Here is a 12,095-nt window from a genome sequence, read left to right on the forward strand (position 1 = left end):
GTTCAGGGTCGTGCCGGGTGACGGAAAGGGAAGGGCGTGCCGGTGCTGGGGTCAGCGGCCGGAACACTCGTAGTCGACCGTCGCCGGGCTCTGCCCGAACATGTAGGACTGGACGGCGTTCGGGTCCACAGCGGCGTCCACGATCTCGACCGGCTCCTCGGTGACCACGCCGTCGACGATCCGGAAGGAACGGATCTCCTCGGCGTCGGGCTCACGGGTCGAGACGAGCAGGTAGTGCGCGCCCGGCTCGCCGGCGAAGGAGACGTCCGTGCGGGACGGGTATGCCTCCGTCGCGGTGTGCGAGTGGTAGATCACGACCGGCTCCTCGTCGCGGTCGTCCATCTCGCGCCACACCCGCAGGTGCTCCATCGAGTCGAACTCGTAGAAGGTCATGGAACGGGCGGCGTTGTCCATCGGGATGTGCCGGGTCGGGGTGTCGCTGCCGACGGGACCGGCGACCACGCCGCACGCCTCGTCCGGATGGTCCCGACGCGCGTGCGCCACGATCGCGTCGATGATCGACCGGTCGATGCTCAGCACGCCGACCAGCCTAGCGCCTGGCGCTGGCGAGCGGCGAGGTGGCGACCGTCACCACTCAGTCGATGAGCGCGTTGAGCAGGGACTCCTGGAGATATCCGAGATAGGCGTAGACCGACAGTTGGAACACCCGGGACGAAGCCGGGTCGGTGGCGACCGCGTCGTCGAGCTCCTCACCCAGGTCGGTGCCGTCCTTGATCTCCAGCCGCACGCCCATCGCCAGCCGGGCGTCGTTGAGCGCCCGCAGCCACGCCTCCGCCGCCTCCGCGTCCAGCCGCACCTCACCGCCGTCGTCGCCGTCGGGGAGCGCGGCGAGGATCGCGCCGGCCTGGTCGATCTTCGCGGTCTTGAGGTCACCCTCGGTGTAGCGGCGGAACTCGGCGGTGCCGGCGTCGTCGTCCGGGTAGACCTCGGGGAAGAGCCGGCCGACCACCGGGTCGCCGTGGTCGAACCCGTCGGTGAGCAGGCCGACCACCTCGGAGGCGACCTTGCGCAGCACCCGCACCTCGTCGACGGCGAAACTGGCCACGTAGCGGTCGCCCCGGCGACGGAACATGCTCATGATCTCTCCACCGTCGCCCACAGTCCGTACGCGTGCAGTTGCGCCGCGTCGTGCTCCATCCGCTCCCGGGCCCCGCTGGAGACCACCGCCTTGCCCTTGTGGTGCACGTCCAGCATGAGCCGCTCCGCCTTCTCCCGGCTGTATCCGAAGAGCTTCTGGAACACCCAGGTCACGTACGTCATCAGGTTGACCGGATCGTCCCAGACGATCGTCACCCATGGCCGGTCGGAGACCGGCACCTCGTCGGTGTCCGGCGTCTCGACCGGCGCAACCTGTGGAGCCGCCATGCCCCCCATCGTGCCACCGGATCCGGGGATCCGATGAACCGGAACGGCGCGGCGGCCGGGATCGCCCGCCGGGACCGCGGACACGGGGTCGGGACCGGCGACGACGGCCCCCGGCTCAGGCGAGCAGGATGCCGTGGTCGACAGCATCGGCGAGCACCGCGCCAAGCGAGAGCCGGATCACCTCGAAGCGGCGGGACACCTCGCGGGACACGTCGAGTTCGACCTCCCGCAGGGCGCGCTGCGCCCAGGACCGGGCGACGTTCGGGTCGTCGTTGCCGGGTGCCCGCCAGTGCTGCCAGCAGCCGCCGTTGAGCGCCACGCCGATCGGCGGGAGCACCTCGTCGCGCTCCGCGCCGGGCAGGCCGGCAAGGGCGTCCAGGGCCCCGGCGCCGGACAGCGCGGCGACCCCGGCCGTGCTGGTGACCAGGAGTACCCGGTCCAGCTCCCGACCGTCCGGGTGGTCGGCCAGGCCCCCGCGCACGGCGTGGGTGATCCGGCGGCGTACGCCCTCGGCGAGCGGACCGCCGAAGGTGCGGGCGGCGGCGTCGTCGAGGATGCTCCGGACCGCCTCGTCGCACTGCGCGGTGGCGAGCATCGACAACGCCTCCAGCTCACGGTCGAGCAACTGCGGCAGCCCGGCGCAACCGACCCCGAAGACGATCTCCTGCACCACCCGCAGGTGGATGTTCGCCAGCTCCAGCGCGAGGTGCTGGCGGATCCGCTGGGCGCAGGAGCGGGTTTGGCGGTCCAGCCGGTCGCCCAGATCGGCCGGGTCGACGCCGGCCAGCACCGGCACCCGGCCGTGCGTGCCGGGCGGCTCCGGCGGGCGGGCGGCGGCCCGGCGCAGCCCCTCGTCCACGGCCCAGCCGACAAGCGCCCGGCGCAGGTGCGGCAGCCCCGCCGGGCGGGCCGGGAACCACTGGGCCGCCGCGAGCGCCGGCACCGCGGCCAGCAGCGCCGCGCGGTGGGCCGCGATGGAGACCACCACCGGGTCGAGCCGGCCGGCGGAACCGAGCCGGACGGACGGCACGGACACCCCCGTACCCACCGCCGTCCCGCCGTCCGGCGCCGCCACCCCGCCGCTGACCCCGGGGGTGACGGCGAAGAACACCGTGACCCGGGCGTGCGCCACCTCGGCCAGCAGGTGCAGCTCGCCGGCGCTGAACGTCTGGTCGGCGGAGATCACGAAGAGCAACGCCCCGGCCCGGCCCACGGCGTCCCGCAGCACCCGGCCACCGGCCACGCCGAGGGCGGTGGTGTCCGGCGCGTCGAGCACCGCGAAGTGCCGCAGCAGCACCTCGGGCAGGCTGAGCTCGACCCGGCGCGGCGGCCGGGCCAGCGCGGGGCCGGCGGCGAGCGGGTCGGGGCTGTAGGCGTGCGGCTGGCGGTAGCCCGGCACGTACGCCGCCCGGGTGGCGACCGAAGCGTAATTGACAAGCAGGTGGCTGCCGCTCGGCACGACCAGGGTCCCGGCCGGCGTGCCGAGCAGACCGGCGATCAGCTCACGCCGGCCCGCGCCGGCCGGGCCGGCCACGACGACGGCGAGCGGCTCGCCCGGCCCAGGTTCGGTCAGGCCGAACCGGATGGGCAGCGGGACGCACCGCGGTGGGTCGGCGCGCCCGCCCGGATCGGGCACGTCGACCGCAGGGAGCGGACCCGGCTTCATCAGGCGGCCTCCCGGTGAGGCGACCGGGCCGGACCCGGTCGCGGGGATTTTCCCTGGCAGGGATGTCCGAAGCGTACGGGTGTCGCGCATCCGACACCGAACACATCTGCTACTCACGAATAACGGGCGAATTACTCAACTTCGCTGCGTGACCATCCGCGCACGACCGGATCATCATCGATATGCTGCGTCGATGAGCAGGTGGAAGTTCGTCGGCCGAACGGATGAACTCCACCGTCTGTTGTCGGCGATCGGCGGCCCGGACGGCCGAGGGCTGCTGTTCAGCGGCGACGCGGGGGTCGGCAAGAGTCGCCTGCTGCGGGAGGGGGTGGCCGCGCTCTCCCCCGAGCGGTACGCGATCTGGTCGGTCGCCGCCAGCGCCACCACGGCCGCCCTGCCCTTCGGCGGGCTGGTCCAGATGCTCCCCGCCGCCCAGCCGCAGGGCCTCTCCCCCGCCGGGATCCTGCGCTGGGGTGTGGACCTGCTCCAGGAGCAGGCCGCCGGCCGCCCGATCGTGCTGGCCATCGACGACGCGCACCTGCTCGACCCGCCCTCGGCGGCGCTCGTACACCTGATCGCCCGCGCGGAGAACGCCCGGGTGATCGGGACGCTGCGCAACGGCGAGCAGATCCCGCTGCCGATCCGCGCCCTGTGGACCGACGACCTGGCCGACCTGGTCGAGTTGGGTCCGCTCGACCGTGGCGAGACCACCGGGCTGCTCGCCGCGATCCTCGGTGGCCCGGTCGACGCCGGCTCCTCCGACCGGCTGTTCCGGCTCTCCGCCGGCAACCCGCTGCTGCTGCGCGAGCTGGTGCTGGCCGCCGACCACGAGCTCCGGCGCACGTACGGGATCTGGAAGTGGACCGGCCGGCTGGAGCTGGCGCCCAGCCTCACCGACCTGATCGACGCCCGGATCGGCCAGCTCACCCCCGGGGTCCGGGCGGTGGTGGAGCTGGTCGCCTTCGGCGAGCCGCTGGGGCTGCACCTGCTGGAGCAGGCGGTCGAGCCGACCGACGTGGAGGTGGCCGAGGAGCGCGGGCTCATCGCCATGGTCCGCGACGACAGGCGCCTCGACGTCCGCCTGGCCCACCCGCTCTACGGCGAGGTGATGCGCCGGCACTGCCCGGTCAGCCGCACCCGCCGGCTCCAGGCCACCCTGGCCGGGTTGCTGGAACAGGTCGGCAAGCGCCGTCGGGACGACCTGCTCCGGGTCGCGGTGTGGCGGCTCGACTCGGGTACGGCGCAGAACGTGGAGCTGCTGCTGGACGCGGCCGTGCAGGCGTTCGGCCGGTACGACGTGCCGCTTGCCACCCGGCTGGCCCGGGCCGCGCTGGAGGCCGGCGGCGGCACGGACGCGGCGGAGCTGCTCGCCACCATCCTGATGTTCGGTGACCGGCCGGAGGAGGCGCTCCGGGTGCTCGACCAGGTCGCCGGGGAGATCCGCGACGACCGGCGGCGCAGCCGTTGGTTGACCGTCCGGGGCATGGTCAGCTACTGGGGGCTCAACCGCGAGTCCACGGTGGAGGAGATCGCCGCCCGCGGCGCGGAGCTGACCGACCCCGCGGACCGGGCCCGGGTGCGCGCCTTCGAGGCCATCATGCGGTTGCACCGGATGGACATCGACGTCGCGGTGCGGCTGGCCCAGGAGGTGCTGGACCGCCCGGCCGCCCCGATGGCCGCCCGGGAACTCGCCCGCTGCACCCTCGCCCACCTCCAGGCCGCCCAGGGGCGATACCACCGCAGCGCGACCGCGATCGCCCGGGTGCAGGCCGAGGCGGCGTGCTGGCGGTCCGACATGCCCTACCTCCAGCTCGCCATGGAGCTGGCCCGGGGCACCCGGCTGGCGCTCTCCGGCGACCTGGCCGGCATCGACGCGATCGTCACCGACGAGTTCGCCGACCTGGCCGGCGCCGGCGACTTCCGGCTCGGCACCGGCTACCTGGCCATCCTCCAGGCGTACGCGGCGCGACTGCGCGGGCGCGGCGGAGACGCGCTCAAGACCAGCCTGGGCGCCTGCGCGGTGCTCGCCACCAGCCGGGTGTACGCCGGGCTGGCGCACGCCGAACGCGCCCAGGCCGCGGCGTTGTGCGGGGACGCGGAGCACGCGACCGAGGCGATGGCCGAGGCGGACCGGACGCACGCGCCCGGGATGGCCGTCCTCTACCCGTGGCTGGAACAGGCCCGGGGCGCGACGCAGGCGGCGGCCGGCGACCTGCCCGGCGCCACCAAGCACCTCTGCGCGCTTGCCGACCGGCTGCGCGAGGACGGCCTCTCCGGCCACGAGCTGCTCGTCCTGCTCGACCTGGTCCGGTTCGACCAGGCCGCCGCGCCGGTGGGGCCGACCTGCACCGACGGCGGCCGGCGCACGGTGGCGCAGCGCCTGGCCGAGCTTTCCGAGCAGGTCGACGGCGTGTTGCCGCCGCTTGTCGCCAGATACGGCCGGGCCGCGTCCCACGGCTCCCCGGACGACCTGCTCGCGGTGGCCGACGGCTTCGCCGACCGCGAGCTGGTCGTCTGGGCGGCCGAGGCGACCGCGATGGCGTTGCACCGGATGCGGGACGCCCGCGCCGGCGAGCCCGGGCCGGTCCGGGAACGCCTCGCCGACCTGCTGCGCCGCTGCGACGAGATCTCCACGCCGGCGCTGCGGCTGCTCCGCCCCGCGCTCAGCGACCGCGAGTGGGAGATCGCCCACCTCGCCGCCGCGGGGCTGACCAGCCGCGCCATCGCCGCCCGGCTCTATCTCTCCACCCGCACCGTGGAGAACCACCTGCAGCGCGTCTACAGCAAGCTCGGCGTCGCCCGACGCGGCGAGCTGCGGGCCGCGCTGCGCTCGATGCCGGGGCACGAGGGCACGGATCCGGCCTGAACTCTAGGCTGGGGTGGTGAGCACCCTTCGCCCCGCGCTGTTGACCGACCAGTACGAGCTGACCATGGTCAGCGCCGCGCTCTCCGACGGCACCGCCGACCGGCGCTGCGTCTTCGAGGTGTTCAGCCGGCGGCTCCCGGCCGGCCGCCGCTACGGAGTGGTCGCCGGCACCGGCCGGCTGATCGAGATGATCCGCGACTTCCGGTTCGACCCGGCCGAGATCGACTACCTCCGCCGCACCGGGGTGGTCGACGAGCGGGCCGCACAGTGGCTCGCCGACTACCGCTTCACCGGCGACGTCGACGGCTACGCCGAGGGCGAGCTGTTCTTCCCCGGCTCGCCGATCCTCACCGTGTCGGGCACGTTCGCCGAGTGCGTGGTGCTGGAGACGCTCGTGCTGTCGGTGCTCAACCACGACTGCGCGATCGCCGCGGCGGCGGCCCGGATGGTCACCGCCGCCCGGGGCCGCGCGCTCATCGAGATGGGGTCCCGCCGGGCGCACGAGGAGGCCGCGGTGGCCGCCGCGCGGTCGGCTTACCTCGCCGGGTTCCGGTTCACCTCCAACCTGGCCGCCGGGGAGCGCTACGGCATCCCGACCGCGGGCACCGCCGCGCACGCGTTCACCCTGCTGCACGACGACGAACGGGCGGCGTTCGCGTCCCAGGTAGCCACGCTGGGCAAGGACACCACGCTGCTCGTCGACACGTACGACATCGCCCAGGGCATCCGTAACGCGATCGCGGTGGCAGGTCCGGAGCTGCGGGCGGTCCGGATCGACTCCGGTGACCTCGCGGTGATCGCCCAGCAGTCCCGCGAGCTGCTCGACTCGCTCGGCGCCACCGAAACCAAGATCATCGTCTCGGGTGACCTGGACGAGTACGCGATCGCCGCACTCGCCGCCGAGCCGGTCGACATGTACGGCGCCGGCACCGCGGTGGTGACCGGCTCCGGCGCGCCCACCGCCGGGCTGGTCTACAAGCTGGTCGAGGTGGAGGGGCGGCCGGTGGTCAAGCGCTCCGAGCACAAGGCCACCATCGGCGGCCGGAAGGTGGCCGTCCGCCGGCACAAGCCGACCGGCACCGCCACCGAGGAGGTCGTCGTCCCGCAGGGGGTGCCCGACCGGCAGCCCAACGACCGGCTGCTCCAACACTCGTACGTGGTGTCCGGCGAACCGGTGCCGCTGCCCACCCTGGACGAGTCCCGGGAGCACCTGCGGCAGTGCCTGATCTCCATCCCGTGGGAGGGGCTCAAGCTCTCCGGCGGCGACCCCGCCGTGCCGCTGACCGTCGTACCCGCGACCTGAGGAAGGATCGACCAGATGGCTAACGCCCTGATCATCGTGGACGTGCAGAACGACTTCTGCGAGGGCGGCTCCCTCGCGGTCGGCGGCGGGGCCGGGGTGGCCGGCGACATCTCCCGGCTGCTCGCCGCCGACCCGGGCCGGTGGGACCACGTGGTCGCGACGAAGGACTACCACATCGACCCGGGCGCGCACTTCGGCGACCCGCCGGACTTCGTCGACTCGTGGCCCCGGCACTGCGTGGTCGGCACGTCCGGCTCCGAGTTCCACCCCGAGCTGGAGACCGGCCGGGTGGAGGCGGTCTTCCACAAGGGCGAGCACGCGGCGGCGTACTCGGGCTTCGAGGGGCACGCGCCCGACGGCGAGGGCCTGGCCGACTGGCTGCGCCGCCACGACGTGGACCGGGTCGACGTGGTCGGCATCGCCACCGACCACTGCGTCCGCGCGACCGCGCTGGACGCCGCGCGGGAGGGTTTCCGCACCACCGTGCTGCTGGACCTGACCGCCGCCGTCGCGCCGGAGACGCTCGACGTGGCGCTGCGCGCGCTCGACGGCGCCGGGGTGACCATGGTGGGTGAGCCTGTGATCAGGACCGCTTGACCGGGTAATCACTTGCCACTGTCGTACCCGACGCCCAGGATGGCGCGGGAGGTACGGCCGTCGTGAACATGAAGCCCTACCGGGAGGCGCTCGCCCTGCCCGGCCTGCGGTCGCTGCTGCTGGTGTCGGTGCTGGCCCGCATCCCGCTGACCGCGGTCGGGGTGACGCTCACCTTCTACGTGGTGCTCGACCTGGGGCGGGGCTACGGCGCCGCCGGCCTGGTCGGCGCCGCCGCGACCGTCGGCGCCGCGCTCGGCGCCCCGCTGCTGGGCCGGCTGGTCGACCGCCGGGGGCTGCGGCCGGTGCTGCTGCTCACCACGGTCGCCGAGGCCGTGTTCTGGGCTGCCGCACCCACCCTGTCCTACCCGGTGCTGCTGCCCACCGCGTTCCTGGCCGGGCTGCTCGCCCTGCCGGTCTTCTCGTTGGTCCGCCAGTCGATCGCCGCGCTGGTCCCGGTGGAGCAACGCCGTCCGGCGTACGCGCTGGACTCCATGTCGGTGGAGCTGTCGTTCATGGTCGGCCCGGCCCTCGCGGTGGCCCTGGCCACCGCCGTCACACCGCGCCTCACGCTCTGGGCGGTGGGTGCCGGGATCGTCGCCTCCGGCGTCTGCTTCTGGCTGCTGGATCCGCCGACCCGGGCGGCCGACGAGCCGGCCGGGCCGCAACGCCCGGTGCCCCGCCGGGAGTGGCTCACCCCGCGCCTGCTCGCCGTGCTGGCGGTCAGCCTGGCCGCCACCCTGGTGCTGGGCGGCACCGACGTGGCCGTGGTGGCGGTGCTCCGCGCCGGCGGTGAGGTCGGCTGGACCGGCGCGGTGCTGGCCGCCTGGGCGGTCGCCTCCCTGGTCGGCGGCTTCGCCTACGGCGCGGTCAGTCGCTCGTTCCCGCCGCTGGCGCTGATGGCGGCGCTCAGCCTCACCACGATCCCGGTGGGCCTGGGCGGGTCGCACTGGTGGCTGCTCTGCCTCGCGCTGATCCCGACCGGTGCGCTCTGCGCACCCACCATCGCCTCCACCGCGGACGCGGTGAGCCGGCTGGTCCCGGCCGGCGTCCGGGGCATGGCCATGGGTCTGCACGGTTCCGCCGTCACCGTCGGCATCGCCCTGGGCGCGCCGCTCGCCGGCGCGGTGATCGACGCGTCCGCGCCGGCCTGGGGCTTCGCGGTGACCGGCGCGATTGGCGTCCTGGTGGCCCTGGCGGTCCTGCCGGTCGAGCTGCGCCACCGCCGCGCCCGGTCCGCGGCGACCTCCGAACCCGACCTGGCGTCCGTCACCCCCTGAGCCGCTCCACCGACCGGCAGCATCCGCTGGTCACAGGTTCGACACGGTGTGCGGGGGTGGGGCCACGCTGGGTGGGGAGTGCGGGTGACGATGGGAGCGTTCCCAAGACGCCCCTTCGGGAGGACTCGCCGTGCAGCGCATCGTGTCCCGCCTGGTCGCACTCGCCCTGGTCACGGCGTCGGCCGCCTGCGCCGAGGCCACACCGGCACCCGAGCCGACCGGGCTCGGCGTCGGCGTCGGCTGTCCCGCGTTGGCCGGCAGCGGCAGACAGGTGGTGTTCGGCGACGAGATCCAGGCCGAGCTGGGCGGTGTCCTCCTCGGCTCCGGCCCCACCGGCGTGGTGCTGGCGCACATGGCCGCGGGTGACGTGTGCCAGTGGCTGCCGTACGGGCGGGAGTTGGCCGACCGGGGCTACCGGGTGCTCGCCTTCGACTTCGCCGGTTCCGAGGGCTCGCGGGCGCACGGGGTGTCGCTGGCCCAGCAGGTCACCGCGGCAGCCGACGCGCTGCGGGCGGACGGTGCCAGCCGGGTCGTGTTGGCGGGCGGGTCGATGGGCGGCAGCGCGGTGCTGGCCGCCGCGCCGACCCTCGACCCCACGCCGGTCGCCGTCGTCGCGCTCTCCCCGCCCGCCGGCTACGGCGACGCCGACGCCCTCGCGGCCGTCCCGAAGATCACCTCGCCGGTCTTCTACGGGGTCGGGGAGTTGGAGACGAGCTTCGCGGAGTCGACCCGACGGCTCTACGACGCCACTCCGCCCACCACCGTCCGGCAACTCGTGCTGGCGCCCACCGCCGCGCACGGGGTGAACCTGGTCGTCCCGGAGGCGGGCGGCGACGTCGACCTACGCGACCGCCTGGCCCAGTTCCTCACCACCCACGCCCCACCTTCCTGACCGCGCGCGGTTGCCGCCGGGAAGTCGGGCGGGTACGGGTCGGCCACTTCTTCGATCTTGGACTTATGGTGCCAGGATATGCCGGTTTCGGGGTGGTATCGGAAGTGCCCCAAGTCCAAGATCTGCGACCGCCCGAGGTCCGACCGGAAACAGACGCCGCTGCTGCACCATGATCGACTCCACTTCGGCGAGGTGGCGGTATCCCCCACCGCTCGACCCCACCACCTCGGCGGAACGGGTTCGATCAAGCACTACCTCCCGCGGGGGAGAACGCGACGGGCGCCGCGACCCGGAAGGGGTGCGGCGCCCGTCGCGTCGTTCGGGGCGGAGCGGTGTCAGCGCTGGTCGCGGTTGCCCGCGGTGTCCTCCTGGTAGCTGGCGCCACCATTGACCTCGCTGCTCAGCGGCTTGGCACCACCCTCGGGCGGGCCGGCCACGCTGTGCCCGGCGGCCAGCTCGGGGAACTTCAGGTCGAAGGCCGGCCGCTCGGAGCGGATCCGCGGCATCCGGTCGAAGTTGCGCAGCGGCGGCGGGCAGCTCGTGGCCCACTCGAGCGAGTTGCCGTGGCCCCAGGGGTCGTCGACCTCGACCACCGGGCCGGTCTTGTACGACTTCCAGCAGTTCCAGATGAACGGCAGGGTCGAGATGCCGGTGATGAACGCGCCGATGGTGGAGACCATGTTCAGCGTGGTGAAGCCGTCGTCGGCCTGGTAGTCGGCGTAGCGGCGGGGCATGCCCTCGGCGCCGAGCCAGTGCTGCACCAGGAACGTGGTGTGGAAGCCGATCATGGTCAGCCAGAAGTGGACCTTGCCGAGCCGCTCGTCGAGCATCCGGCCGGTCATCTTCGGGAACCAGAAGTAGATGCCGGCGAAGACGGCGAACACGATGGTGCCGAACAGCACGTAGTGGAAGTGCGCCACCACGAAGTAGGAGTCGTGCAGGTGGAAGTCGATCGGCGGGCTGGCCAGCAGCACCCCGGTCAGGCCACCGAAGAGGAAGGTCACCAGGAAGCCGATGGCGAACAGCATCGGCGTCTCGAAGGTGATCTGGCCCCGCCACATGGTGCCGATCCAGTTGAAGAACTTCATGCCGGTGGGCACGGCGATCAGGTAGCTCAGGAAGCTGAAGAACGGCAGCAGCACCTGGCCGGTGGCGAACATGTGGTGCGCCCAGACGCTCATCGACAGCGCGGCGATGGCGACGGTGGCGGCGACCAGGCCCTTGTAGCCGAAGATCGGCTTGCGGGAGAAGACCGGGATGATCTCGGTGATGATGCCGAAGAACGGCAGCGCGACGATGTAGACCTCGGGGTGCCCGAAGAACCAGAACAGGTGCTGCCACAGCATCGGCCCACCGGTGGCCGGGTCGTACACGTGCGCGCCGATGATCCGGTCCGCGGCGAGCGCGAACAGCGCGGCGGCCAGCAGCGGGAAGACCAGGATCGCCAGCAGGCTGGTGACGAGCATGTTCCAGGTGAAGATCGGCATCCGGAACATGGTCATGCCGGGGGCGCGCAGGGTCAGGATCGTGGTGATCAGGTTGACCGCGCCGAGGATGGTGCCCAGACCGGAGATGGCCAGGCCGACCACCCACATGTTGGCGCCGACGCCGGGCGAGTGCTCGGCGGTGCTCAGCGGCGTGTAGGCCGTCCAACCGAAGTCGGCCGCGCCACCGGGGCTGACGAAGCCGGCCACGGCCAGCGTGCCACCGAAGAGGTAGAGCCAGTAGGCGAACGCGTTGAGCCGGGGGAACGACACGTCGGGCGCGCCGATCTGGAGCGGCACCACGTAGTTCGCGAAGGCGAACACGATGGGCGTCGCGAAGAACAGCAGCATGATCGTGCCGTGCATGGTGAAGAGCTGGTTGTACTGCTCGGGCGACAGGAACTGCAGCCCCGGCCGCGCCAACTCGGCACGCATGATCAGGGCCATCAGGCCACCGATCATGAAGAACGCGAACGCGGTGACCATGTACATGATCCCGATCTGCTTCGCGTCCGTGGTGCGCAGCAGCCGCGCGATGGCCGACCCCTTGACCGGCTCGCGGACCGGCCAGGGCCGGGTCACGACCGGCTTGGGTGCGACGGTGGTCACGAGTGGCCTCCGGTT

10 protein-coding genes are annotated in these 12,095 nt (G+C 73.2%); 5 read left to right on the top strand and 5 right to left on the bottom strand.

Annotated features, from left to right (window positions below):
• Positions 1-51 precede the first annotated feature (51 nt).
• The 4 genes from O7602_RS22860 to O7602_RS22875 all read right to left on the bottom strand — a co-directional run bounded on the left by O7602_RS22860 (position 52) and on the right by O7602_RS22875 (position 3,052).
• Positions 52-540 (bottom strand): M67 family metallopeptidase, encoded by a 489-nt coding sequence (locus O7602_RS22860; RefSeq protein ID WP_281584663.1) that lies wholly within the window; start codon positions 538-540, stop codon positions 52-54.
• Between the two features lie 55 nt (positions 541-595).
• On the bottom strand, positions 596-1,099 hold the full coding sequence (locus tag O7602_RS22865; RefSeq protein WP_281584664.1) for a DUF2017 domain-containing protein: 504 nt from the start codon (positions 1,097-1,099) through the stop codon (positions 596-598).
• The gene (clpS, locus tag O7602_RS22870) at positions 1,096-1,386 is read right to left on the bottom strand and encodes an ATP-dependent Clp protease adapter ClpS (protein ID WP_281584665.1); all 291 of its coding nucleotides are present in this window, start codon (positions 1,384-1,386) and stop codon (positions 1,096-1,098) included. The genes O7602_RS22865 and clpS overlap by 4 nt, the downstream gene beginning before the upstream one ends.
• A 115-nt stretch (positions 1,387-1,501) precedes the next feature.
• A complete protein-coding gene (locus O7602_RS22875; RefSeq protein ID WP_281584666.1) occupies positions 1,502-3,052 on the bottom strand; it encodes a hypothetical protein in 1,551 nt (516 codons plus the stop codon).
• A 193-nt stretch (positions 3,053-3,245) separates the two neighbouring features.
• Between O7602_RS22875 and O7602_RS22880 the strand changes: the two genes are divergently transcribed.
• The 5 genes from O7602_RS22880 to O7602_RS22900 all read left to right on the top strand — a co-directional run bounded on the left by O7602_RS22880 (position 3,246) and on the right by O7602_RS22900 (position 9,987).
• Positions 3,246-5,918, top strand: coding sequence for a LuxR family transcriptional regulator (locus tag O7602_RS22880; RefSeq protein ID WP_281584667.1), 2,673 nt, complete (start codon positions 3,246-3,248; stop codon positions 5,916-5,918).
• Between the two features lie 16 nt (positions 5,919-5,934).
• Positions 5,935-7,221 (top strand): nicotinate phosphoribosyltransferase, encoded by a 1,287-nt coding sequence (locus tag O7602_RS22885; protein ID WP_281584668.1) that lies wholly within the window; start codon positions 5,935-5,937, stop codon positions 7,219-7,221.
• 15 nt (positions 7,222-7,236) lie between these two features.
• Positions 7,237-7,818 carry an isochorismatase family protein gene (locus O7602_RS22890; RefSeq protein WP_281584669.1) on the top strand — a complete coding sequence of 194 codons (582 nt, stop codon included), beginning with the start codon at positions 7,237-7,239 and terminating at the stop codon, positions 7,816-7,818.
• Between the two features lie 68 nt (positions 7,819-7,886).
• Positions 7,887-9,095: an MFS transporter gene (locus tag O7602_RS22895; protein ID WP_281590477.1), complete on the top strand. Its 1,209-nt coding sequence runs from the start codon at positions 7,887-7,889 to the stop codon at positions 9,093-9,095.
• A gap of 130 nt (positions 9,096-9,225) precedes the next feature.
• Positions 9,226-9,987 carry an alpha/beta hydrolase gene (locus O7602_RS22900; protein WP_281584670.1) on the top strand — a complete coding sequence of 254 codons (762 nt, stop codon included), beginning with the start codon at positions 9,226-9,228 and terminating at the stop codon, positions 9,985-9,987.
• Positions 9,988-10,322: 335 nt separating this feature from the next.
• Here O7602_RS22900 and ctaD read toward each other — a convergent pair whose 3' ends face one another.
• Positions 10,323-12,080 (bottom strand): cytochrome c oxidase subunit I, encoded by a 1,758-nt coding sequence (ctaD, locus tag O7602_RS22905; RefSeq protein ID WP_281584671.1) that lies wholly within the window; start codon positions 12,078-12,080, stop codon positions 10,323-10,325.
• Positions 12,081-12,095: the final 15 nt, after the last annotated feature.

The organism is Micromonospora sp. WMMD1128, from assembly GCF_027497235.1.
Taxonomy (GTDB): Bacteria; Actinomycetota; Actinomycetes; order Mycobacteriales; family Micromonosporaceae; genus Micromonospora.

Coding starts and splice junctions, on each gene's coding strand:
- O7602_RS22865 (WP_281584664.1), bottom strand. CDS start 1,099: ATGAGCATGTTCCGTCGCCGGGGCGACCGCTACGTGGCCAGTTTCGCC.
- clpS (WP_281584665.1), bottom strand. CDS start 1,386: ATGGCGGCTCCACAGGTTGCGCCGGTCGAGACGCCGGACACCGACGAG.
- O7602_RS22875 (WP_281584666.1), bottom strand. CDS start 3,052: ATGAAGCCGGGTCCGCTCCCTGCGGTCGACGTGCCCGATCCGGGCGGG.
- O7602_RS22880 (WP_281584667.1), top strand. CDS start 3,246: ATGAGCAGGTGGAAGTTCGTCGGCCGAACGGATGAACTCCACCGTCTG.
- O7602_RS22890 (WP_281584669.1), top strand. CDS start 7,237: ATGGCTAACGCCCTGATCATCGTGGACGTGCAGAACGACTTCTGCGAG.
- O7602_RS22895 (WP_281590477.1), top strand. CDS start 7,887: ATGAAGCCCTACCGGGAGGCGCTCGCCCTGCCCGGCCTGCGGTCGCTG.